This window comes from Flavobacterium sp. P21, from assembly GCF_050632225.1.
In the GTDB taxonomy this organism is placed as follows: domain Bacteria; phylum Bacteroidota; class Bacteroidia; order Flavobacteriales; family Flavobacteriaceae; genus Flavobacterium.
In genome coordinates, this window is the sequence record NZ_CP192585.1 from 3,083,467 (window position 1) to 3,107,191 (window position 23,725).

Annotated in this window: 25 protein-coding genes and 1 pseudogene; 12 read left to right on the top strand and 14 right to left on the bottom strand. The window is 36.3% G+C overall.

Going from position 1 to position 23,725, the window contains the following annotated elements; genetic code table 11:
• Positions 1–169: 169 nt before the first annotated feature.
• Positions 170–499, top strand: a complete 330-nt coding sequence (locus tag ACQ9BO_RS15430) for a response regulator (protein WP_431245129.1) — start codon at positions 170–172, stop codon at positions 497–499.
• Positions 500–552: 53 nt separating this feature from the next.
• Here the strand turns inward: ACQ9BO_RS15430 and ACQ9BO_RS15435 are convergent, their stop codons facing one another.
• Positions 553–768 (bottom strand): hypothetical protein, encoded by a 216-nt coding sequence (locus ACQ9BO_RS15435; RefSeq protein WP_431241468.1) that lies wholly within the window; start codon positions 766–768, stop codon positions 553–555.
• Positions 769–1,171: 403 nt separating this feature from the next.
• Here ACQ9BO_RS15435 and ACQ9BO_RS15440 point away from each other — a divergent pair, with 403 nt between their 5' ends.
• The 4 genes from ACQ9BO_RS15440 (at position 1,172) to ACQ9BO_RS15455 (ending at position 4,120) form a co-directional block, all read left to right on the top strand.
• On the top strand, positions 1,172–1,618 hold the full coding sequence (locus ACQ9BO_RS15440) for a hypothetical protein (protein WP_431241469.1): 447 nt from the start codon (positions 1,172–1,174) through the stop codon (positions 1,616–1,618).
• Between the two features lie 138 nt (positions 1,619–1,756).
• On the top strand, positions 1,757–2,950 hold the full coding sequence (locus tag ACQ9BO_RS15445; RefSeq protein WP_431241470.1) for a hypothetical protein: 1,194 nt from the start codon (positions 1,757–1,759) through the stop codon (positions 2,948–2,950).
• Positions 2,951–3,158: 208 nt separating this feature from the next.
• A complete protein-coding gene (locus ACQ9BO_RS15450; RefSeq protein WP_431241471.1) occupies positions 3,159–3,671 on the top strand; it encodes a hypothetical protein in 513 nt (170 codons plus the stop codon).
• Positions 3,672–3,682: 11 nt separating this feature from the next.
• Complete coding sequence (locus tag ACQ9BO_RS15455; protein ID WP_431241472.1) at positions 3,683–4,120, top strand: TlpA family protein disulfide reductase; 438 nt, start codon at positions 3,683–3,685, stop codon at positions 4,118–4,120.
• An 850-nt stretch (positions 4,121–4,970) separates the two neighbouring features.
• On the opposite strand, the gene ACQ9BO_RS15460 is transcribed toward ACQ9BO_RS15455, so the two are convergent.
• The 11 genes and pseudogenes from ACQ9BO_RS15460 to ACQ9BO_RS15510 all read right to left on the bottom strand — a co-directional run bounded on the left by ACQ9BO_RS15460 (position 4,971) and on the right by ACQ9BO_RS15510 (position 11,462).
• Positions 4,971–5,177: a GDCCVxC domain-containing (seleno)protein gene (locus ACQ9BO_RS15460; RefSeq protein ID WP_012025078.1), complete on the bottom strand. Its 207-nt coding sequence runs from the start codon at positions 5,175–5,177 to the stop codon at positions 4,971–4,973.
• Positions 5,174–5,773, bottom strand: a complete 600-nt coding sequence (gene merTP, locus ACQ9BO_RS15465; protein WP_431241473.1) for a mercuric transport protein MerTP — start codon at positions 5,771–5,773, stop codon at positions 5,174–5,176. Before merTP ends, ACQ9BO_RS15460 begins: the two co-directional genes overlap by 4 nt.
• Entirely contained in the window at positions 5,770–6,126 is a 357-nt protein-coding gene (locus ACQ9BO_RS15470) for an ArsR/SmtB family transcription factor (protein ID WP_431245130.1), read from the bottom strand. The genes merTP and ACQ9BO_RS15470 overlap by 4 nt, the downstream gene beginning before the upstream one ends.
• Positions 6,127–6,560: 434 nt before the next feature.
• Positions 6,561–7,124: a sigma-70 family RNA polymerase sigma factor gene (locus tag ACQ9BO_RS15475; RefSeq protein ID WP_431241474.1), complete on the bottom strand. Its 564-nt coding sequence runs from the start codon at positions 7,122–7,124 to the stop codon at positions 6,561–6,563.
• Positions 7,125–7,157: 33 nt separating this feature from the next.
• Positions 7,158–7,721 carry a hypothetical protein gene (locus tag ACQ9BO_RS15480; protein WP_111378127.1) on the bottom strand — a complete coding sequence of 188 codons (564 nt, stop codon included), beginning with the start codon at positions 7,719–7,721 and terminating at the stop codon, positions 7,158–7,160.
• A 241-nt stretch (positions 7,722–7,962) separates the two neighbouring features.
• A complete protein-coding gene (locus ACQ9BO_RS15485; protein WP_431241475.1) occupies positions 7,963–8,364 on the bottom strand; it encodes a Crp/Fnr family transcriptional regulator in 402 nt (133 codons plus the stop codon).
• Positions 8,365–8,387: 23 nt separating this feature from the next.
• Entirely contained in the window at positions 8,388–9,467 is a 1,080-nt protein-coding gene (gene arsB, locus ACQ9BO_RS15490; RefSeq protein ID WP_431241476.1) for an ACR3 family arsenite efflux transporter, read from the bottom strand.
• Position 9,468: 1 nt separating this feature from the next.
• A pseudogene (locus ACQ9BO_RS15495) lies at positions 9,469–10,084 on the bottom strand (protein-tyrosine-phosphatase).
• 42 nt (positions 10,085–10,126) lie between these two features.
• Complete coding sequence (locus tag ACQ9BO_RS15500; protein WP_431241477.1) at positions 10,127–10,600, bottom strand: DUF6428 family protein; 474 nt, start codon at positions 10,598–10,600, stop codon at positions 10,127–10,129.
• 32 nt (positions 10,601–10,632) lie between these two features.
• Positions 10,633–11,139, bottom strand: a complete 507-nt coding sequence (locus ACQ9BO_RS15505; protein ID WP_431241478.1) for a GNAT family N-acetyltransferase — start codon at positions 11,137–11,139, stop codon at positions 10,633–10,635.
• Positions 11,130–11,462, bottom strand: coding sequence for an ArsR/SmtB family transcription factor (locus tag ACQ9BO_RS15510; RefSeq protein ID WP_111378121.1), 333 nt, complete (start codon positions 11,460–11,462; stop codon positions 11,130–11,132). The genes ACQ9BO_RS15505 and ACQ9BO_RS15510 overlap by 10 nt, the downstream gene beginning before the upstream one ends.
• 839 nt (positions 11,463–12,301) lie before the next feature.
• Between ACQ9BO_RS15510 and ACQ9BO_RS15515 the strand changes: the two genes are divergently transcribed.
• Together ACQ9BO_RS15515 and ACQ9BO_RS15520 are read left to right on the top strand one after the other, a co-directional pair.
• Positions 12,302–14,419 carry an AAA family ATPase gene (locus ACQ9BO_RS15515; RefSeq protein ID WP_431241479.1) on the top strand — a complete coding sequence of 706 codons (2,118 nt, stop codon included), beginning with the start codon at positions 12,302–12,304 and terminating at the stop codon, positions 14,417–14,419.
• Positions 14,420–14,444: 25 nt separating this feature from the next.
• Positions 14,445–15,278 carry an HNH endonuclease gene (locus ACQ9BO_RS15520; protein WP_431241480.1) on the top strand — a complete coding sequence of 278 codons (834 nt, stop codon included), beginning with the start codon at positions 14,445–14,447 and terminating at the stop codon, positions 15,276–15,278.
• A gap of 288 nt (positions 15,279–15,566) precedes the next feature.
• Here ACQ9BO_RS15520 and ACQ9BO_RS15525 read toward each other — a convergent pair whose 3' ends face one another.
• Together ACQ9BO_RS15525 and ACQ9BO_RS15530 are read right to left on the bottom strand one after the other, a co-directional pair.
• The gene (locus ACQ9BO_RS15525) at positions 15,567–16,967 is read right to left on the bottom strand and encodes a ComEC/Rec2 family competence protein (protein ID WP_431241481.1); all 1,401 of its coding nucleotides are present in this window, start codon (positions 16,965–16,967) and stop codon (positions 15,567–15,569) included.
• Positions 16,968–17,021: 54 nt separating this feature from the next.
• Positions 17,022–17,909 (bottom strand): FRG domain-containing protein, encoded by an 888-nt coding sequence (locus ACQ9BO_RS15530; RefSeq protein WP_431241482.1) that lies wholly within the window; start codon positions 17,907–17,909, stop codon positions 17,022–17,024.
• Between the two features lie 407 nt (positions 17,910–18,316).
• Here ACQ9BO_RS15530 and ACQ9BO_RS15535 point away from each other — a divergent pair, with 407 nt between their 5' ends.
• The 5 genes from ACQ9BO_RS15535 to ACQ9BO_RS15555 all read left to right on the top strand — a co-directional run bounded on the left by ACQ9BO_RS15535 (position 18,317) and on the right by ACQ9BO_RS15555 (position 23,533).
• Positions 18,317–19,213, top strand: a complete 897-nt coding sequence (locus ACQ9BO_RS15535; protein ID WP_431245131.1) for a DUF4238 domain-containing protein — start codon at positions 18,317–18,319, stop codon at positions 19,211–19,213.
• 257 nt (positions 19,214–19,470) lie between these two features.
• Entirely contained in the window at positions 19,471–20,121 is a 651-nt protein-coding gene (locus ACQ9BO_RS15540; RefSeq protein ID WP_431241483.1) for a hypothetical protein, read from the top strand.
• A 110-nt stretch (positions 20,122–20,231) separates the two neighbouring features.
• Positions 20,232–22,172 carry a hypothetical protein gene (locus ACQ9BO_RS15545; RefSeq protein ID WP_431241484.1) on the top strand — a complete coding sequence of 647 codons (1,941 nt, stop codon included), beginning with the start codon at positions 20,232–20,234 and terminating at the stop codon, positions 22,170–22,172.
• The gene (locus tag ACQ9BO_RS15550) at positions 22,156–22,452 is read left to right on the top strand and encodes a hypothetical protein (RefSeq protein WP_431241485.1); all 297 of its coding nucleotides are present in this window, start codon (positions 22,156–22,158) and stop codon (positions 22,450–22,452) included. Before ACQ9BO_RS15545 ends, ACQ9BO_RS15550 begins: the two co-directional genes overlap by 17 nt.
• Complete coding sequence (locus tag ACQ9BO_RS15555; RefSeq protein ID WP_431241486.1) at positions 22,412–23,533, top strand: hypothetical protein; 1,122 nt, start codon at positions 22,412–22,414, stop codon at positions 23,531–23,533. Before ACQ9BO_RS15550 ends, ACQ9BO_RS15555 begins: the two co-directional genes overlap by 41 nt.
• The last annotated feature ends 192 nt before the right edge of the window (positions 23,534–23,725 follow it).

Here is a 23,725-nt window from a genome sequence, read left to right on the forward strand (position 1 = left end):
GGCTTCAGGGATCCTTGAATGATGGTTTTATTCGGCGACGAAAAACCGACAGATCATGGATGAAGATCCAAAAATAATCATATGCCTTGCCGATGACGATGAGGACGACCGCATGCTTGCTCCATGAAGCGCTTCTGGAGCTCGATCGGCCTTTCAGGATATTTGAGCTCTGCGGCGCACAGCGGCTCATCGAGCATTTTCCAAACCGGAGCAGGAGCCTGCCGATTTCATATTCCTTGACCTTTATATGCCGGGCATGGACGGCTTTGAGTGCATCGAAAGGCTCAGAGGCATGGGGCTGGTCAGCAGAAATGCAAGGATCATCGTCTATTCCCTTGACAGTGCCGGGAAGACAATGCAGAAGGCATTTGCTCTGGGTGCGGATTTTTATGCCGTGAAGCCCAGCACTTATGCAGATCTTAAGAATCTGGTGGCAATAGTCATGGGAGCATCGTGGGAGGCTTTATCAGCTCAAGAGCGGATATTCCATATCAGGTAGGAGCAGAAAGAGCCGGGAGCCGGCTTATCATGCAGTTCCACACGGCAATAGTTTTAGGTTTGGTTTTTAGGTTTGGTTTTTAGGTTTGTTTTTTTTGGGAGCTTTTTCCCGCTATGCGCTTCAATCTTCTGCGCCGAACCCCGGCGCAGAAGGATTTCAGCCGCTATCGGGGCTATTTTGTGCTTTATTTTAGTGAGGAATAAATTAATTTTCAGCTGTAGTCTATCAGCAATTATGTCTAATAAAAAAATGGCGCCAATTGAAGACAATTGGCGCCATTTGGCTTTGTGACAAAGACAGGGCAAATTACAACATCATTTTTGGATGATTTGAAGAAATTGGCTTTCTATATGTAGTGTCTGTCTTCCATTGGCTATGTAAATTTGGTTTAGATGTCCTGTTGGGGATTGATGTAAAAATCTGTTTAATTCCAAAATAATTCGTAGATAAATATTCTAAGATAATTGTTTATTTAAAAATAGACACATGGAAAATTTATAGCAAAAAGAAATCAAGTATAATTGGGCAAAAAAACAAATGGTTACAATTATCTCAGTAGACTTAATTTAAGAGAAAAGGCAATTAGTGATTCTTTGTCAGTTGATAAAATTCCTAACTTCGTTTTTATTATAATTGCAAAACCAAAATTTGTAAAAAAAACTGACTGTAATAATGACTTCGAAATTTATTTTATTTTTTATTTTAACATTGACAACTTGTTTTAGCCAAAATATTACGGATCCTTTGCCAACCGCTGAAAAAGAACTTAATGAATGCATTAAAGCCAATAGCAAGGAAGAGTTAAATTGCAGAAAAGAATACTATCATGAACTTCAGTTCTGGGAAACAGAAGTTTTTAATGCTGTTTTAGAAATTGTTTATGGAAATAGAACTGAAGAAGAAAGAGCGACATTTGAAAAAAAACAAGCGGAATGGAAAGAGACAACATATTATTATTTTGCAAAGACCATGAAGGAGTTTCAAGTGAAGCATCCTGGTAAATTTGTGTGGGATAATGATTCTGCTTTAAAACTCGATGCCAGAATCTTTTATCAAAAAAATGCCAAATATTATACAGATAGGATTTCTTATTTATTAAGTTTAGTAAAAAAGAAATAAAGGTTGTCAGACAAAATTTACTAATTTTAAAAAATAAAAAGGTTGTTAATTACAAATAGCTATTCATCAAAAAAGAGTAAAAAACAGAGAATTTATTTTACTGTATTCTCATTTATTTTGCCTTTTTTCAATACAATCTTGGCTCAAGATGCAAATAAATACACATTAATTCCTGATATTAATTTTGAAAAAGCTTTAAGGGATTCTGGTTATGATGATGGTGTACCAGACGGAAAAGTTCTTACTGCTGATATTGCAAAAGTAACGGAACTTCATCTTAGAAATCGTGATATAAAAGATTTAACCGGTATAAATGATTTTGTTTCATTAAAGAAACTAATTTGTTTAGAAAATAAGCTAACCAAGTTGGATTTATCTGATAATTTGGCATTAACCACTTTGAATTGTGAAGAAAACAAATTAACCATATTGAATATTAGCAGAAATGAAGCTCTGATATCTTTGAATTGTTCAAATAACAGGATAACTGCATTAGATTTAAAGCAAAGTGTGAAATTGACATCTTTAAGTTGTGAGAGAAATCAATTAGATGAACTAGATGTTTCTAAAAATATAAGTTTGCGTGAATTGCGATGCGGAAAAAATAAATTAATTTCCTTAGATATAAGCAGAAATATAGTTTTAGCTAATTTTTACTGCAATACCAATCAGTTAAAGACATTAGATTTATCACATAATATTAATTTGATGTCATTCGGATGTTCTGAAAATCAAATAACAGATATAGATCTTTCGGCAAATCTTTATTTGTCGAATTTTTCTTGTAGTAATAATCCATTGAACAAGTTAGATCTAACACATAATATTTATTTGAGTTATTTAGTTTGTATGAATACGCCATTGACCAACTTGGATTTAAGCAAAAATATTGCTTTGAATAAAGCGTATTTAGACGAAAATAAACTGAACTCTCTTGATGTCTCAAAAAATATAAATTTAACGTACTTGAGTCGCTATAAAAATCAGCTGGTTAAATTAAATGTATCCAACGCTCCATTAAACGAATTGGTTTGTTATAGCAACAAGTTGGTTGCCCTTGATGTAAGCCAAAATCCATTATTGCTCAGTTTGACTTGTTCAAACAATCAGTTGGTTAGTTTGGATATTTCGCAAAACCCGAAAATATATGCGCTCTATTGCAACTCAAATTCACTTACGAGTTTGAATATTAGTAATGGAAACAATCAAAACCTGAATTTTCATGCCTATTTTAATCCCAACCTTAAATGTATTCAAACGGACAAAAATATAGTTCCTCATTTTAACTGGCGGAAAGATGGAATCGCTAATTATAGCTCAAATTGTAAATAAATAACTTATTAAGTAAGAAATTTACGAATTTTTTAGTTTTTGAATTAACACTTTGTCACAATAAATATATTATGAAAATTAAAAATATAGTAATACTAATTTTAATATTGCCTTTTTTTCTTTTAAGTCATTTGCAAATAAGAGAGAAGGAAAAATAACGGCTGACCTTTCTCCAATTAAAAATTATTTTGATCATGTCGTAATAAAAATGACAGGCTATGCAGAATTTGGAGATTCTGTCGAGACAATTGATACCATAAAGGCTATAGGAGGGAAATTTGAGTATCATTTTTCTGTACCGGAAACAAGAATGACAACTATTGTGCTGTTAAAAAATAATGAAGAAATAACTGATCTTGCAGTCAAAGACGCAGCGCTTTCTGAGGAGTATGGCTATGATGGAGAGTTTTTAGTTGGAAACGAGGATATAAAACTCAGTTGTACCTATCCCGAGTGGCTTGGAATGCCTTATGTTCAAGTTTCCTCTATAGGTTTAAAAGAGCACAAGTTGTACAGTTGGTTGAATACACATGATTTAAATTATCATTATGTAAATAAAGATTTTATTAAAAAACATCCTGATAGTTACAGTGTATTGCAGGCCGTTTATTTTCAAAGAGGAAGTTTGCAAACGGATGATATCGCTAGCATTATCGAATTGTTTTCTGATGAATTGAAAAATTCTGGAAGTTATGCTTGCCATAAAAAAATACCTAAGTAAAATAAAAATGCTTGCAAAAAGGTGAATTTGCAACAAGCTTTAATTGGTTTGATGTGAATGGGGTTGCATATGATTTTAAATCGGTTTTAAATGGCAAAAAATACGTGCTAGTTGTTTTCTGGTCAAGTGATTGCGAGTCGTGCAGGTATGAGATCAAATTTGCAAAAAATATAGAACAGCGATATGGAGATAAAGTCAGCATCGTTTATTTAAGTATTGACACTGATTTTCAAAAATGGAAACAAGCAGTTGAAGAAGAAAAAATGACTTGGTATAATTTGTCAGGACTTCCAAACAGTAAAAAGACCGTTGCAGAAAATTATTATACTGATTACGCTCCAGAATTTCTATTACTTGACACCGAAGGAAAATCATTAATACCGAATAGTCGCCATCTATTTTTTGAAATTGATAGTTTCTTTAAAAACGAATTGAATCTTTCCAAATAGATATAGGAAATTAAAAACTGGAATTAATTGTTTTTTTGCCTGATTAAGCGACAAGCAGTAATCGAAGATGGAGCTATTGAAATGCTATTTAAATTAGTGTAGGTATGCTTAAATGTTTTTTAGGAGCTCTTCCCGCTATACCTTTCAATCTTTTGTGCCAAACCCCGACACAAAAGGATTTTCACTGCTATCGGGGCTAGGGCCGCTATGAAGTCCTGTTTCTTCTTTTGAGAACTGATAGTCCAACCCAATTGTTGCATTAAAAAATCATTGGCAATTCAATGCTGATTCGACAAGTTATTCTCCTGAAAGTAGAGGTTTTCTTTTTGAAATAGAAGATACGGCAGAACCTTTCTGAGCCTTGCACTGATTTTTCAATTGTGCAAGCGATACTTGCACAATTACATGGTATCGCATTGGCCGCTTGGTTTTATTTTTAGTTCTGATGCCTTAATATAAAATGCATCGTAGATAGGTTGATAATTTGATTAAAAACAATAAAAAAATAGCACCAATTGTCTTCAATTGGTGCTATTTGGCTATGTGGTGACGTTTAGTTCACAATTTACAAATCATTCTATGAACGATTTAAAGAAATTAGCTTATTTTCAAGTGAATTTGTAAGATAATTATTTTAAAAGTTTGTTGAGAAACGGTTTGTATGTATCGTAAGGGTTAAATGTTAAAAATCGTTAATTCAGTAATAGATGTGATTTCTTTCATAATAACTTATAGATTTAAGTTGAAGAGAGTGAAAAAAATGTCATCAGTAAATTTAAATTATTATTCTTAAAATTTTCTAATCAAAATTTGTGCATGATAATCTACTGTCCATTAGAAATTATTCAATTTAGCAACATTTTTTATCTTGCTGAATTGGTGGACATGGCACAGTTCCATAACTGCAATATACACAGCAATCACCTTGATTTGGTTTAAGAGTTTGTTTGCAGTTCTCACATTCGTAAAAAAATTGGCATGCATCAGTTGGCATAGTTTCTTCTTTACTGTGGGAGCAAAGGGGGCAGGTTATTATTGATTGTAGAACGATTTTCATTTTAATTTTTTGTTAGTTACTGTATAGCCTGTTGAATTTATTGCTTTTTCAATTTCATTAATACTAGTTTTGGAATTATCAAATTCTACAATTGCGTTACCATTAGTATAATTTACATTTGAATTTATTATTCCAATCAATTTATTCACTTCGTGATTCACATGTTTTTCACAGCTGGCACAAGTCATTCCGCTAATTGTAAACTCAGCTTTTTGGTCGCTGGTTTTATTGGAGACTAAGATTTTCTTTTCTGTATTTGAATAAAAAATATTTGAATAGTAAGGAAACGAAAGCAAAAGGGTCGCAAATAGGGTGATAATTACTAAAAACATTTTAGAATTAACGAATTTTGATTTTTCTTGTGTATCGCAGTTACAGTCTAACTGCTTTTTAGTTTTCAGCTTTTGATACCAAGAGAAAACAATAATTAAAACAGTCAGGCCGATGAAATAAGGTCTCATTGGCTCAAGCCATGAAAAAGCAGATGCAATCCCGCTTGTTCCGGCAACGAGTGCTAATATGGGAGTAATACAGCACAATGAAGCGACTATTGCTGTAAAAAATCCAGCTCCAATTATTTTATTCTCTGTTTTCATATTTTTTCTAAAATTTCGAAGAAAGGTTTTAGCATTTTTTCATATTCGTTTGCCAATGAATAAAAAATGGTTTGCGCTTCCCGTTTAGTTTCAATAAGTTTTCTGTCTTTTAGTTTTCGTAAATGTCGCGAAATTGAAGAAATACTCATGTCAAGAATATCACTTATGTCACATACACAGAGCTGTTTTTCTTCATAAAGTAAAAAGAGAATTCTTAATCTCACATTATTACCAGCCAATTCAAGCCCATTGGATAAATAATCAAAAGAGTCATTGAGTTCTAGCACTCTGTCTTTACAGCGGACTATTTGTTTTATATCTGCCTGTTGTCGTATACAAGTTATATCTTCCATAATGCAAATATATATCATTTGCTTATTTAAGCAAATGCTAAAATACAAAACATTTGAATTAAATTTATGAATGATTCCTGCGCATAAAAAAAGACAACTTTTTGAGTTGTCTTTTAAGTAGTAACGTGAAATATTACTTTTTGCAATCTTTCGGAGAACAAGTTCCCGAATCGTCATTACAGCAATGCGTAGAACATTTTTCAGTGCAGTTTTTCTTTGCATCAGTTTTTGATAAGTTCGCATAAGCGAAGATACTTCCAGCAGACAATACCAATGCTCGCAAGAGTAAGGTACATTTTGTTTTTCATAATTTTAATTTTTAATGATTAATACTACTTAAGACGTACTAATCTAAAAATGATGCAGACTTTGATGATTTTTTTCTAACAGCCTGAATTTTTATATATGAAGTTTCCAAAAATGATTTGGTGATATCAGCATTTTCCTCCGCCGCATGATTTTTTAGACGTAACAGTCATAACATTTCCACGGCGGTCTAATTCAATACTGCGGCAATCCAGAAGCATTTCCTTTAATTTGGATCTGCCTCTCTGCACTCTAGATCGTATGGAAGGGTAGGCAAGGCTGTATTTTTCTGTTAAGTTTTTCTGTTTAATTCCATGGATTTCGCTATCCATGATAATATCCCGATAGTCTTCCAGCGTGCGCTCAATGAATTTCATTAGACAACAGTCCAGACTTTCTGAAGTATCAAAATCTGTTTCATGCATTATTTTTTGCATCATACATTCGGTCAGTTCTGATTTCTTATGATTGGAATTTTTTCGGTAATAGTCAATAATGGAATTTCTTGTGATCGTGAAAATCCAGCTTTTTAATTTACTTTCTTCAGTCAGTGATCCTAAATTCTCGTTTATCTTAATAAAAACTTCCTGCAAAACATCAGATGCATCGCCCGTATCATTTATACGTGCCTTAATATATTTGCCCAAAATGATATAAAACTGATTGTGAATAGTATTTATTTCCAAACTCATAGTTTTTTTGTTCTGCTTTTGAAGAAAGCGGGATTAACAACAATTGATTTTGCCTCTGAAATTATTCCAGATAGGGGCTGTTTTTGGCATGCATAAGAAAACATGAAGAATCGCCATTACGATAGCTCCCGGTAAAAGATTTACAATTAACAAATTAAAGTAGCCTGGAGATTGATTGGTATTAGAAATCATTATTTCCCCATTTTGAAAAGTAAGTCTGATGGAGAGGTAAACCGCAATTGACGCAAAATGAAACCCATTTACGAATAAATGAACAATATATTCCCAGCGAGGAAGCCCTCCCATAAACTGCCTGCTGTCCTTTTCTATAAAAGCGTCATACCCAAGCACCAGTATGTCTAAAAGGACAATGGTTAAGCCTATTACAAAAGCCGTATGATTATTTTGTTTCAAGAATAAAAAATAAAGGATTGCCGGAAAGAAAACAGCTCTGAATGTATGGGTAATGTGCTCGGTTTTACTTTCTTCCCGATTGTGAAGCTGGTATTTGAAAATATGCAGATAGAAGCCATCATATAAGGCCAAGACCGCAAAAAGAACAAGAAAGAAGGATGAAATGATAATTGCTGTTTCCATTTTATTTTTAATTGATTATAAAAGCAAAACTATGGGGAAGCATAATTAAAACTAAGGACAAATGTCCTCTATTTTTGTGCTATCTCATTTCTTATTCTGCTCAAAGTCCTGCGGGTTATCCCTAGATAGCTTGCAATATCATTTACTGAAGCCTTGTTTACAACTGCGGGCTGTTCCTTAAGCATACGCATGTATTTTTCCTTTGCGCTTTCATTGCACAAAACACTTGCATACTGTTCCATTACCATGTACTGCCGCTCGGCAATTGTCCTTCCGATATTCTGCCAAAGAGGACTTTTTGATAGAGAATCTGCAGGTCATTGTAACTGATTGTTATAAGTTCAGTATCTTCTACGGCCTGAATGGAAAGTTCCGAAGGTCGCTGTGAAATAAAGCTCTTGTAGGAAGTTGTCAAATTATTTTCTGAACAGAAGCACGAAGTCACTTCTTCGGATTTTTCATTTATATAGTAAGTTCTCAGCGACCCCTTTTTAATAAAAGCTACTTCATGTGAGATTTTACCAATTTGAGCAAAATAACTGTTTCGGGCTAATGTCCTTATTTTGAAATACGGACTGTAATTTTCAAATTCCTGATCGCTGATAGGAGCAATGCTCTTTAAAAACAAATTAAAGCTTTCCATTCATATCCTGTTTTTAGATTCATTTATTGACTCGAAGCCTGATTTAAATAAAATCTTTTTCTGAACCAGAATGCAAGGTTAACTAATGCGATAAGAGCAGGCACTTCTACCAGAGGACCAATAACTCCTGCGAAAGCCTGACCGCTGTTTATTCCAAACACGCCGATTGCTACGGCAATAGCAAGTTCAAAATTATTGCCGGTGGCTGTAAATGCTATAGATGTTGCCTTTGAATAGTCAGCTCCAAAATATTTGCCGATAAAGAAACTGATGACAAACATCAAAGTAAAGTATATGACAAGCGGTATTGCAATACGCACTACGTCCATAGGGATCTGAACAATAAGTTCCCCTTTCAGGCTGAACATTACAATAATTGTAAAGAGCAATGAAATAAGAGTAATCGGCGAGATAAAAGGCACATACTTAGTTTCGAACCATTCAGAACCTTTTAGGGCTATCAAAGCATAACGGCTTATGATTCCCAGAGCAAAAGGAATACCTAGATAGATACCGACGCTCTCGGCAATCTGCGCAATGCTGATATTGACTTCAAAACCATCATATCCAAAATAGGGAGGAAGGATGGTTATGAAAATGTAAGCGTATACACTGTAAAGGAGTACCTGAAAAATACTGTTAAGGGCGATAAGTCCTGTCGCATATTCACGGTTTCCATCGGCAAGATCGTTCCATACCACTACCATTGCGATACAACGTGCCAGACCGATCAGGATCACCCCAATCATGTATTCAGGATATCCGTTCAAAAACAGTAGCGCCAATAAAAACATTAAGACAGGTCCTACAATCCAATTCAGGAATAAAGATGCGCCCAAGACTTTAGTGTTTTTGAAAACCTGTCCCATCTGTTCGTATTTTACTTTTGCCAGAGGCGGATACATCATCAGGATAAGCCCTATTGCCAATGGAATGTTTGTTGTTCCGCTGGAGAAAGAATTGATGAAATCTCCGCTTGAAGGAATAAAGTATCCTACTGCCACTCCTATAGCCATGGCAAGGAAAATCCAAAGGGTCAAGAAGCGGTCAAGGAAGCTTAACTTTTTGCGTCCGACGACTGGTGCACAGTTATTTGCTGACATTTTATTTTTTTATTTGTGAGAATACGTAAAACATTTCAGTTCCAATCTGCAGGTCGCGCTCCAGGTAAGTTTCTTTCTGCTGAGGCGTTCCGTCAGAAATTTTTGGATCTTCAAAGGTAATCGGAATTCTTTTCTCTGCGCCTGCTATAAACGGGCATCCGCCGTCAGCCTGCGAGCAGGTCATTATTGCGGCAAATCCGCTTTCAGGATTGAAATCATCATCATAGGTTTTGGAAAAGCCTACGACTGGAAGCTCATCCGCTGAATATTTTATGGAATAAACCGGGTTTGATCCCTCTGAAAGCGTTTTGATGTTGAATCCTGAATCCTTCAAAGTCTCCAGTCGCCATTGGGAAAAGGGCGGTAGCCTCTGTTCCTCCTGAATAGCATGATACGTTTTTGATGCCGTAATAGGCGTGCGCAGTCTGCGCCCAAACCTGCGATAAGTGGCTTCTTCTGGAATTATGCGTGCAGATTAGGTTTAGTCTGGTTTCCAGATTACTGTCCACTTTAGTCTGAATGAAGTCGATTAATGGTCGCAGTACTGCTTTGCGATCTTCGGAGATCTGCTTAAAATCAAATGATTTGACGGTATTCTCAATTTGTGGATATAACATACTTTTTTGGCTGTAAAGGGTTATTGATTATCTGTTTATTGATTAGCGGCATCCTCCGCCCGGAGTGCATGAATTAGCATTGTCAGTATTTAACTGAGATAATTTTACTTTAGGCTTGTCTGATGGAATACCGCACTGCTCCTGAGCAAGGCAGGCTGTCTGTTTGTTAAGTAGAGTGAAGTTTTTACCGTTAAAATCCAAATCGTATTTGCCGATAGTAGTGTTCTGGTACTCCACTTCAATTTCATGGTCTTCAATTCCCAATACTTTTTCTGAAAGCTCAATGATGTGGATCAGTTTCTGAGGTTTAAGCCTGTGCTCGTAGTCATTGGCATCCCAAAGCTGGAAGTTTACAACTGTTTCTTTTCTTACTGTTCCTCCGCAGTCGATGAAGTTTTTGGTAACCAAGCCTACTTCAGTTACGTGAAAATATTCCGGTACAAATGTGCCGTCCGGCAGTTCAAAATTTACAGCTTCTACTGTTTTAAGCACTTCTTTAATTTCTGAAAGTTTCATAATTTTTTATATTTAGTTAAACTATATTTTTATTAATTAATAACGGAGCTTCTTCTTTCAAGAAGCGCAGTATCTCTCCAGATACCATTTTGTTTTCCGATTTTCTCCCTTGTTCCAAGTATCCTGAAACCTGCTTTTTCATGGATACGGAGACTTGCCGTGTTCTCAGGAAAGATTCCTGCCTGAAGCGTCCAGATTCCTTCTGTTTCGCTCTGTCGGACAAGTTCATTTAAAAGGGTAAGCCCGACTCCTTTTCCTGAATGTGCTGGATCCACATATACGCTCACTTCTGCAACGCCTGCATAAACGCGACGTGAAGAAACAGGGGTAAGGGCGACCCAACCAATTACATTACCATCTTCCTGCATCACAACTCGGCAAGACTTAAGATGTGACTGATCCCAGTCTTCCCATGAAGGGGCGCTGGTCTGGAAAGTGGCATTGCCGGTATCTATTCCTTTTTGGTAGATTATTTTTACCTGATCCCAGTGTTTGTCTGAAAGTTTTCTGATTTCCATATTTTTATAGATTAACAGCATTCGCTTCTCTTCTTTGCCAAATGATCTGATATGTGCTGAAAGAAACCTTTTATCTTTTCAAGTCCAGGTTCATTGATGCAATAGCAGATGGAATTTCCTTCAATGTTTCCTTTTATCAGCCCTGCATTTTTCAATTCCTTCAAGTGTTGTGAAACTGTCGGCTGTGAAAGGGGAAGTTCGTTTACAATATCTCCGCAGATGCAGGCATCCACTTTTAATAAATATTCCATAATAGCGATACGCGCAGGATGGCCTAACGCTTTGGCTAGAACAGCCAGCTCATTCTGGCTTTCTGTAAAGTGATCTGTTTTTGTTGCTCCCATCGTTTTATATTTATATTGCAATATTACGATATTAAATTTTAAAGAAAAAGCATTAATTATCTTTTTTTTTTTTTTTTTTTTTTTTCTATATGTATGATTTCTGAAGTTCTACTTTGTTACTACGTGGGTATTATTTATAAAAATTTGTTAATACACTGAACTATTTTACTGTTATCTATTGAATTTAAAGGATATTGGGCGGTTTGTATTCTGGTAAGTTTACTTGAGGATATATACAAACCATTCAATTTTAGGTGTAAAAGATGGTTAAATAATGCTGGATTGGCATAAAAAAAACGCTAAAACTAATGTTTTAACGTTTCTTTAAGAGTGACGGGGACAGGACAAATTACAACATCATTTTTGGATGATTTGAAGAAATTGGCTTTCTATATGTAGTGGTCTGTCTTCCATTGGCTTTGTAAATTTGGTTTAGATGTCCTGTTGGGGATTGATTCAAAAATTATAAAAACTCAATTGATTCATCGCATTAAACTAATATATAAATTTACAAAATTTATGGAGGATTTTAAAAGAATGTTTTAAGTTAAGGAAAGGTTGTCTTTCTTTGGCTCTATGGATTACTTTATGTGATTTAGGTTTTGTGGCACAAAAGTAATCCCTTTCAACCTGCAAAATGAGGAAAAACACGTAGTTTTACTTATTAAGATTTAGCATTGGGAAAATATATTTAAATCTTAATTTATTTTTTTAAATGTTAAAAAGTGAACTTTAGTGTTTGAATCATTATTTTTTTAAAACTATTGAATATCAGTTTTTTGTGAGTTTTAAAAAATGATTTTTATAATAATTAAAATTATTACATCAAAAATATATACATGATTAAATTAGAACGGGGACCGGCACCAGATTTTTACAGAAGCAAGAAGTTCTTTGATTTGAACGAAAGACTGCAGGAGGAATTTGAGAATTCCACAAGACAGCATAGGCTTAATTTTAATTTAAGTTTTAATCCGCAAATTAAAGAAGCTCTGATGCATTATTTTTATCAGAAATGCGTGTATTGCGAAACAAGGCTTGATGCCGCCGAGCAGGCGACCATTGACCCATTCCGTCCAAGAAACGGGGCAAGGGGACTGGACAATAAGAAATATGCACCAGATCATTACTGGTGGCTGGCTTATGATTGGGATAATATGATGTTAAGCCGCAACACATGCAATACAAAGTATAAGAGAGACTTATTCCCTTTAACCGATGAGCGTTTAAGGGCGGAAGTATATGCAGTAGGGGACATGCTTTTAAGGGAAGAGGCGCCGCTTATCGATCCCTGCATAGAACATCCGGAAGAGCATTTAAAATTTGAAGACAATGGAATGGTTGTGCCCCATACGCCCAAAGGGAAGGCAACTATTGAAATACTTGGGCTAAATCGTTCAGGTCTGGTACGCCAAAGAGGTGATAAGGCAAGGGAATTGCATTTAAAGCTTAAGATTTTGGCTCTAGACAAAGATGCCAATAAACTGCTTGCTGAAAGCCTGATCCCCTATATTGAAGAAATCTTTTTAGGCAGTGCGGAATATTCGGCTGTACTAAGGGAAGTATTCAAAAGCTGGTATAAATACAATTTTGATATCTGGGATAGATTCCAAACAGGGCCAGCCAATAAATCTTATCTTATAAAAAGCCATCACAATGATAATTATACTGATGCGCTTATGCAATTTGACAGCAAATTTGACGAACTGAAAAGATTTTCGATAAAGTCATTTACTATTACCAATTTCAGGTCAATTGATTATTTAGATATCAAGCTTTTGCCAAGCAGTAACAACAAGGAGGAAAGCCTGGAGTCATGGTCGCTGATTTTAGGGGATAACGGCATCGGGAAAAGTTCCATACTGCAGGCACTTTCCCTTGCGCTCTGCGGCGAAAAACAGGCGCGCAAACTAAACCTTGATGCGGCAGAATTCCTCAAGCGGGGCACCCCCAGCGGCAGTGTTATTATAGAAAGTTACGAAAGCGAGACAGCAGTTGAGCCGCATTTTGATGCATACGGGTTTAAATCCAACATTCAGGAAGCGCCTACTTTTGTCATGGCCTACGGCGCTACAAGGTCGTCGCCGAAAGGACTGATTGAGCCTGATAAAAGCAAGGAGCCGTACAGTAATGTCAGAAGCCTATTTGACTACACGGTTGCTTTAGAAGATCCCAAGCAGTGGTTAAATGAACTAGCTGAAGAAGAATTCCGAGATCGCGTGGTCCCGGCTTTTTATGATGTTCTGGCTTTAAGTGAAAGCGATACGCTCTACAGGGAGGATGGAGAAATTAAGATCCGCCGTTTCAATGATGACCATATTCTTGGACAGACCAGCGACGGGTACAAGACAATAGTGGCTGTGGTATCGGATATTATGCAGACCCTTTCCAGAGACCTTGCCGGCTATCATAACTCAAGCGGTATTGTAATTATTGATGAAATAGGCAACCACCTCCATCCGCGCTGGCGCACTAAAATAGTAAAAGCATTAAGAAGAGCCTTTCCTAAAATCCAGTTCATTGTTACCACTCATGAGCCATTGTGCCTTCGCGGGCTGGAGCATGGAGAAGTTGTGGTTATGGTCAGGGATGAAGAACATAATGTCAAGTGCCTGACCAAAGAGTTCCTTCCTGATCACAGTGCAATGAGCGTAGAGCAGTTGCTGACATCTGATCTTTTTGGGCCGCTGGATGTTCTGGACTGCGATGTGGAAAAAAGTTTTGAGGAATATTATGCTCTGCTTAGCAGGGGCAGAGAATCTTGGGATGCGGATGAAAAACGCAGGTTTGAGGAACTTAAGGCAGAAATTAAGAGAAAAGAGCCGCTGGGCGGCAGTCCCAGAGACCAGGTCTATTATGAGGCAATTGATGATGTATTTGCAAAATCGATAAGGGAAGATGGATTCAAGGTCAAAGAAGTTCTGAAAAAGAAACACTTGAGGTGGTTAAAGGAATGATTAAGGAAAATTTTAAGGACTTTTTATGATATTTATCCAAAGACCGGTCGCGCCTGATTTCCTTACAGATGAAAATCAGCGATGGCGTAAGGAAATAATCAGTGCCATTGCGCATTATGAAGGGGGATCTAAAAAACCTTTTACATTTCAGCATTACAACGATAAAAAGGTAAAGGATGAACTGCGAAAAATCTTTGCAAAATGTGCGTACTGTGAAAGCCCGTATGGGGCAGTCTACGATGGAGATGTCGAGCACTTCAGGCCCAAAGGGCGCATTAAAGAGAAGAACCCTCAAACTCCGGGCTATTACTGGCTTGCCAACGAGTGGACCAATCTTTATCTTGCCTGTCAGCACTGTAACCAAAGAAGAAGACATATTTTATACGGGGAAACAACTGAGGAAGGTTATGGTAAACTAGACCAGTTCCCGTTAGATAGTGAAGAATCCCGTCTTTCGGTTGGTGATTCCGGTTTTGAGAAATTTAAGAAAGAGGAAAGGGCCAGGCTTCTGATTGATCCGTGTGCTGATAATCCAAAAGAGCATCTTAAGTATGAGGAAACCGAAGCCGTAATTCTGCCAATGACAGATAGGGGGCGTACCTCCATTTCTGTATATGTGTTGCGGCGTCCATTATTGGTCCGGGAGAGAAAAGCTGTTATGCTCAAGCTTTTTGGACAGATTAAATGCGTATCGCGAGAATTAAGCAGGCTCAACAGAGACCCTGATGACCAGGAACAGCGTGTTTATTTTGAAGAAGAGTTTGAAAGACTTTTGGATTTTGGCAAAAAAGATGCGCCTTATGCCGGAATGTGCCTTTATTTTATTGACCAGTTTTTAAAAGATAACGATATAAAATAAGTTTGCTTATTTCCTTGTTGCGCCGCAACAGTATATTGCTCGCTTTTATTGATCGGGAAAACCTGCTGGACACGATTACCATTAAATAAATCCAAGTTCCAAATTCCTTTATAAAGATAGCCCGCCTGCTGTAAAGCAGGCGGGCTTTTAAAGTTTCATTTGTTAGCCTGCGCTCTTGGGTCGTCTGCGGCATCTTTTCCATTTTATTCAAACAGGTATTCAAATTCATTAAGAAGGCTGTTCCAGGTGATTTTATGGATGTCCCATGCCCCTCTGTCAGCAGGTGCTTCAAGTTTCTGCGCTATAATGATTTTCTCCCCATCGGTACGAACATTGATCATGCCGTATACTGTTACCAGACGCTCTTTTGTAATGGAAGCGGCAGTAAGCGGCGTTTTTTGACTTCTTTAAGAATTCAGGTGTTGACCTGGCAAGTTCGGTTGAAAATATGAGTGATCGTAGCCCCCTGCTGTATTTGCCAATGGTACCGAGCGTATCGGGACGCGGATGGCAGTGCGGTTCCTCATCACCGCTGGAGATAACAGTTGCGATCGGATTCAGCGCGTCCATAAATTCACTGGTAAAGTCAGATGAGCCGTGGTGGCAGGATTTTGCTATATCGGTTTGAAATACCGTCCTTGCCTGCGGCACTGCGGCACGGATTGCATTTGGGGCATTCTGTCTCTGGATGGGATCGGCTGATTTCAAAGCTTTTCGAAGTGCGGGAAGGTCCGCTCCCGTATAAAACTGCATCAGATGGTCTTCTGCAGGTTCGTTCAGGTCTCCTCCAAGTAGCATTTTTACTTTCCCCAGAGTCAGTTTTAGAATAATGGAATGTCCGTTTTTAGTTCTTCCTTTATTGGAGTCGAAAACAGGCAGTGCCGGTTTTGCCTCTATTGTATTTGTTACGGGGCCTAAAATCTTCATTTCCGTGCTGTCGGTACCAAGATCAGGAAGTCCTGCCCAGATGCCGATTTTTTCCGCTGTGGTCTTCTTCAGCATTTTGATGTACTGTCCATTTTTTGGCGACTGGGAAGTGCTTCTGGCCTGAAAATCTGCTTCAGAGCGACATAGGTCTGTGATATAAGATTTATTCTGATCCGTAATGAGCGTTCCGAGGGTCGAAGGATGGGTGCCGCTCTTTTCCACCATGCCGTTGTGGTAGACTTTTTTAATATTAAAAGTTTTGCGCCCTTCTTTTGTATGTTCAAAAATTTTGGAGAATCCGGCATAATGATCCTCATCGGAATGGGAGATAATCACGTCCATTGGGGGCGGGAAATTACCTTCCTTGCTAAGATTAAACCTCCATTTTAAATAGCGGAACATATTATCGGATGCACCTGCATCAATGATGTAATGCTGGTTTTCAGGAGTAACCACATGGCGGCCGTCGCCTTGTCCGACATCCACAAAATTAAGTTCGAGTATCCTGTCAGCCTGTATCTGATGGGGCTCAATAAGCCCGCCGCAGTTTCTGCCCCTGACACTTAAATACTGTTTATTGTTGTGCACTTCGTAAACAGGCTGTGAGTCCGCTCCCAGATTGAGTCCGATCCAATCTCCAAAAATAAGGTGTTTGACCCACTTAAGTTCTTTTTTGCCATCCTTACCTGTGATAAGATTCAAGATTTTCACGGAAGGGAAAATGGCAAATCCGTGTTTGTTGCTGATAATTTTCTGATCCATTGTTTTTCGGTGTTAATTAGATTTTTTTGTTTTTTGATCTGGTAAATGTGGCTGTTATATACCCATGAGCATTCTGTTGATTTCATTGATCATTTTATCCGCTTCTTCTGATTCTGTATGCATCATGCTGTCCCTGTCTATCCCTCTTTCTGCGAGTTCCTTAAAAATAGTTTTCTTAGCCTCAGCAGGAACCCTAACCCTTACCATCATATCTTTCCAGAATTCTTTTTGGTTCAACGGGATGTGCAGATTGGCATCGGATGAAGCAAAGAGTCTTCCATGCTGGCGAAAAAGACGGAACTGATAGGTTCTCTGGTCGATATCAGTAATATAGGTCGGAACATTGCAGACAAATCCTCTTTCTAAAGCGAAAGGGTTAAATTCGGGATAAACCAGCTTATCGTAATCAGAGGTCTCATTATATATGAATTCGGAGGGCACCAGTATCCCCCATAGTCGCCCGTCAGCGGTATCAAGGCCGGGGTTGGGCTCAGACATAAAAAACGAAGAAGAGACACTTGAGGTGGACAGGTCGATAAGGTTTGTTTTCACAGCCGCGTGCTGTGCCTGAAACAATAAGTCCCAGATTTCACCATAGGGTTTGATGCTGTGTTTGAAAAGTTGCTCCTCTCCATAGCGTTCAATCACTCTTTCCTTAAATATTTCCGCACCCTTTTTCTCAATTTCCCGCGCTTTACCCAAATCCATATTGGGAGCAAAGGGAGGCCTGAAGATGCCCGGGATGATATCCCATCCATAATTCTGCTCGCCCCTATAGTGGGGCATGACCTCCATTCCGATCTGAAACCTGAGATTTACCCTGATATTGATCAATTCATCATGAAATCTTTCGATGTCATTCAGGTTTTTGATTTCAAAATTTTCTAAAGGTTTCAAATACGCTTCTTTAATGTGGGTAGCGGCCTGATTGTAGTTCATCATACGGTTACTGTGGTTTTGTTGCTAAATTTGGACTGTCTTTTACTTAATGATTATAATGAAGTAAAATTATCTAAAACGGTTCTGATATTTTTAAGTATAATTACCTGAATATCAATTTTTAATATGGTTTATGAAGTGCTTTTTAAAGGTTGAGGACTGGATGTGTTTAAGTGTCTGCGCGGCGCAAAAAAACTGGCAGCTGCAGAATTCAGAAACGGGAATTTTTTTACGTAAATTGGTATCATGTTATGACTGATTTTAGATGGATTAACTCAAAAGGAAAAAATAGCATTACGACCTATAGGAGTAAATGATTATAAATAAAACTATTTATTACACATGAAGAATAAAAGACAGCACTTTATACCTCAATGCTATCTGAGATTGTTTTCGCTGGATAAAAAAACATAAATGTTTACAGTAAAAAACATGTTCGAAGAAGTCCTATTCAAGCTATTGTAAAAACTGCTTATAAAGATTATTTTTATAATATTCCTCAAAAAATTATTGTGACAAATAATTTAGAGATTTCCACAACTTTTTATGAAACTGAATTTTTTTCCAAAGTTGTCGAGCAAGAATATAGCAAACTGTTGGGGAAACTTACTGCGGTTGAAATTGAAAATGAAAAAATCATGAAACCTCAGCCGTTAATGGTAGATGAAAAACAATTGTTCGCGGCTCTTATAGCAATTCAATACTTAAGATTACCCACAGTCATTGATGAATATTGGGAAACGTTCAGGAAAACAGGAAGTGCAAGTTTAGATATCATAAAATCTTTTATGGCAATCCAACACCAAGGTCATAAAGAATTTATTGACAGTATCAAACTAGATCTGGATAAGGATTATAAGCCAGTAGAACATTCTAATTTATATACAGATGAAAATCTTATTGCAAACCTTCAAGAGTTAATTCTTGATAAAATATGGATTTTTCATGTGACTAAAGATAACTTTCACACTTCAGACAATCCGATAATTGTCAAACCACATGTTCCCGGGCACAAACCTTTTTACCATGGGTTTGGAACATATGGTTCAGAAATAATATTTCCATTAAGCAGTAATGTTTTGTTATCGATGTTTGACAGAAAGCATTTCCTTGGGCTGGAATGCGAACATGAAAATTACCTTATTATTGACAGCAAAAAGACTCGCGAATATAACTGTTACCAATATTTTTTCTCAGAGCAGGAAGTTTATTCCAAAATCAATGATTTCAAAGGATATGAATTATTAAAAGCTGATAATAATGGGAAGGATATTTTTCTAAAGCAATCTAGAACGAAAATATATTAATAGCCTCTGGCATATTGGCTTAATGTAAAACAGAAATTGCAAGAAGGGCTAATTTATTCAATTAGATTGTTAAAGTAATGACAGTAGATTTAATGTTAAATGTCAAGTATAATAAGTTGTAAAAGTTGAAAAGGATGTTTAAAAAAATATAATTTGTCTGCAGTATTTTTTACTATTAAGATTATCTTAGTACAGCAGTAATAACAAAGATATCAAGCCGCGTACATTTATTGATCGCTTTTAAATTTTTTTATCCAATGGCAAATTCTTTATATAGCGATACAAGATTAAATGAATCACTTGAGCTGGCAAGGAGAAGTAAAAGTATTGTGCCTGAACTAAAGCACTGGTGCTCTAATTTAAAAATAGTTTCCGAGTATGGCGGTATGATTGGCCAAATGGGACTGCCTACAATGAATTATGTTTCCTGCCCTCAGGCAGGCGGTGGCGGCGGTATGAATTTAGAAAGGGTTGCGCAGGATTTTATAATTACCAATTGCCAGGATTGTAAATTTCATTCTGAAGTTTTTCCAAAAAATTTAGGACGCCGAATCTTGGAGAGCTACAAGGAACATGTCGATAAATTAAATCAATACCGCAAAGAAGAACAAAACATAATTGATGAAGTAAGAACGAAAATTAAAGGAAAGATCTTAGACCGGTTTAAATTTTCAAAGACAACTGAAATTTCAATCTTAAGGCTGGTAGATAAATTAAGTAATAGCCAGAATCAATTACAAATTGCTCGAAGTATCAAGGAATCAAGCGGATTAAAACCAGCTTTTTTTAGTTCACTTTCATTGGATTATTTAGTGCTTTTTTTGATAACGAAGATATTTCAAGTGATATCGCTGACGCAGTTGTCAACGTTTTACTTGCTGACCCATCCAAATTATCCGATTTTGTAAAAGGTAGAATTCTGGATTGTTTTGTAAAAGGCCAGAACTTAAATAAAATTGTCAGATTAGCGCAATATTTAAATCTTTCAAAGGAAGAGGAATTCTTTTTAGCCACATTGTTGATAAACAACTATTTTAGGAAAAGTTATATAAGCCAGGATGATCCTTTCGAGAATTTTTCACCCTTCATCATTAAGTATTTTCAGGAATATAGTTCACGCGATCAGGAAAACTTTAAAATAGCTGTATTCAATTCGCTGAAAGATGCAGATTCTGGTGTCAGAAAAAATATATGCTTAATTCTATATCAGTTGTATGTTCTTGATAAAGCGATTGCTATTCCCTTTTTAGACAATATGATTCTTGTCTACAATATTGAGGAAGACAGTCATGGCGGCTCGGATTGGGCCGTTTCTAATACTCTTATCAGGTTTTGTTATAAGGATATAGATTTGGTTTTAGATGCCGTATCAAATAAATTCAATACTTTATCTGCCGGGGCTAAGGTCCAAATTTTGAAGTTTTATGATAAATTTTTGGAAACGGAGGACCTTCGCGAATCGTTCCCAGTCCATAGCAGTGCAGTGATTGATAAGATTATTGGATTTGCCGGGAGTAACGAAATAAAAGATGATTTTGAAGATCCTTTTACAGTTTTACGTGATCTAACCAGTTCATACCCAGCAAAATTTAAGGGCAAATTCGAGGTTTTTCTCGGATTTCTGATATCTGCAATCAAAGAGAAAAACACATTCAATTGGAACAAAAGCAATCTTGATTCGAACACGACTACCTTTAATCCTCTTATCGGTCTGAATGTTTATGAAATTATCGGTTTAGAAACTAAAATTTCGGCAAAGCTAAGTAATGTAAAAGATATTTTAGTTAATCTGGTGCAAGAAGATGAGATAGCTAATTTTTCAGAGATTATAAAAATTATTAGAAATCTGGATTCAAAAAAACCGGAGGACGTGGATATTAAAATTTATTTAATTTCTGTAATTCGTTCCTCCATAAAATCAAATATTAGTTTAGTGCAAATCCTTCCGGACACTTACAATTGGCTACTGGATATGGATGCATTACCAGTACGTATGGAAGCCCTTAAACTGTTAGCAGTATTACTGGAAAATCATATTGTTATTATACCGCAAACAATTATTGATTTACTGTCGCTATTGATAAAGGATAGCGAAGTAGTTGTTAAAAAACTCGCAATTGATGCGTATGGAAAGATTTTGATTAAAAAGCCTTCAATAGTTTCGGAGGAAATAATAAATTATTTATTGGATCAATATGAAAGTCTTTACATTGGAATTAGTCATGCTATGTCTGGTTTGACACACCCTCTGTTCAATATTCTGCCTGCTGAAAAACATCGTGAGTTATACAGAAAAGTAGCTGACATGCTTAATATTCATTGTGCGCAAAAAGAGAAGGATCATGATTTCTGCCAAAAACTTTTAAAGCAGACTATATATTTAAATAGAGCAGTTAATAATGAAAACTTTGTTGCTTACGAAAAAAACATGGTTAAATATTACCTGCTCCCCGACTGTGGAGATTTGGATTTTTATAAGGCTGAAAAAGCAATTAAGTTATTAAGAGACTTGAGAAGGAATAATGATGATTTAAATGATTTATGGCTTGCATCAGTTTTGTCCTTTATTTACAAATATCCTCCTCATCGTCACGAAATTGGCATATCAAATTCTTTCCGAAAAGTTTTTTACAGAGAAATGTACTATTTAAAACGTTCTGATATGGCCAGGGAGTCTAAATCAATAACGGGATATTTAAAAAAACATATCCAGGAAGTAGATTTATATGACTATGATGTAATCAATATGCTGAATGTTTTTGGTTACTTCAGCCTGCATAATGAGATTTTGAACCTGTGTAATTATATTATTGAAAATGTTCAGAATGTGCCTTCTAGAGAATTCCTTTTCCATATCGTAAACGAACACAAATTTTTGTCGGAACTGGCACTTGCCGGAAAAGAGAATCTTTTAAATGAATTCTTTTTAAAATTTAAAACTGATGGAAGCACTATTTGAACCGGACATCATTGATGTTCAAAAACTACTGCGTGAGAAAATAGGTAAAATATTTTCTGATTTTAGTATCGGATCTATTGAAAAAATCTTAAGTGAAAGAAATGAAATAGATAAATTACAGCTTCAACTTATAGATTTTGCTGGAGGCAGAAAAGAAGAAGCTATTTTTAAAAACGAAAAGTCGCTTATTGACGCAGTTCTACTTTTATGCGAGTGGTGTCAAATGATATTAAAGGGCAATGAAGGTGCAGAAGCAAAAAGGGTTGCTTGCGCTGGCTAACATAAATCTTTTCGAATTTGATAGATTTTTGCATCTGGAAATATTTAATGATGTGGTAAAAGAGCTTCAGGCACTTTTTGAGAAAATAAACCACACAAGTTTTAATGATTTAAGAATTATCATGGATAAGTTTCTTGAATTACAGCATCCCTCAATTTCGTTGTTACATTCGGATAACTTTATTCCAAGAAATTACCGTGAAGGCAATGATGAGGTTGAGATAATGCCTGAAACTATTGTAGTATCATTGGAATTTTATCTTCATGATACGCCATGGGCCAACCCACAGGTTTTAAAAGCAAAAGAGGTTTATTTGATAAAAGGACATTTAAGATTTAATAAATTTCCTGAAAATTTTAAGATATTAAAAATCTTAGCGACAACAACCTCGTCTGAGATATTTGAATTAAATATAGAAGATATCATACTAGATGAGAGATTGGATTATAACGTAGAAGGAACATTATTATTTAAATACAGCCAAAGCAATTTTGAAGACAATTTGTCTATTAAACTTGTTCCTTATCTGCTGGGATTGGAAAAAGAAGAATTGCGACCTGTGATAATTGGTTATGATGAACTGAACGCGAAAATTTTGAACCAAAATAACAACCTGTTCCGCACAGGGTTTGAAACTATTGACAAAAAAGTATTTGAGATTTATACCAATCCTCTTTTGGCCCAAATGGAAATGCACGATAGAGACGACTTTATAAGGTCGCTTAACGGTATTACAAACTTTCAGGGCTATTGCTTGCAAAGCGGGTTATATAAAAATATATCATCATTGAAAGAGGATCAATTCAGGGATAAGCTCATTCAACACCTAACGGCTAATCCTCTGATTGGAGGTGCAATTACTAAAGAATCACACGTAGCTGGTGGACGTGTTGAGATTGCCTATAAAGGACATATTGCAGAACTAAAGGTGGAAACATCGATTTCAGATCGTGTCGCCTTAATGAAAAAGTATTCGTCTCAAGCCGTGGCTTATGCTTCAGGAAATGGAAAAACAGTTTCAATTGTTTGTATTTTAGATTTGACTACAAAGGTGATGCCTCCTGGTCCTGCTCGCAAGTAATGTAATATTACGATCGGCTCCCATACATGGATTTGAGGAAACAGAATCTGAAGTTCATGCGCAGGTATTTATATTTATTGATGGGAACACGAAAAATCCAAGTGAATACAGTAAATAACTTCACCTAAGTGCTAGGTTTAATAATCATAAGTTCATCCAGTGCCTTGGGAGATTGATTCCATCTTCATGCGG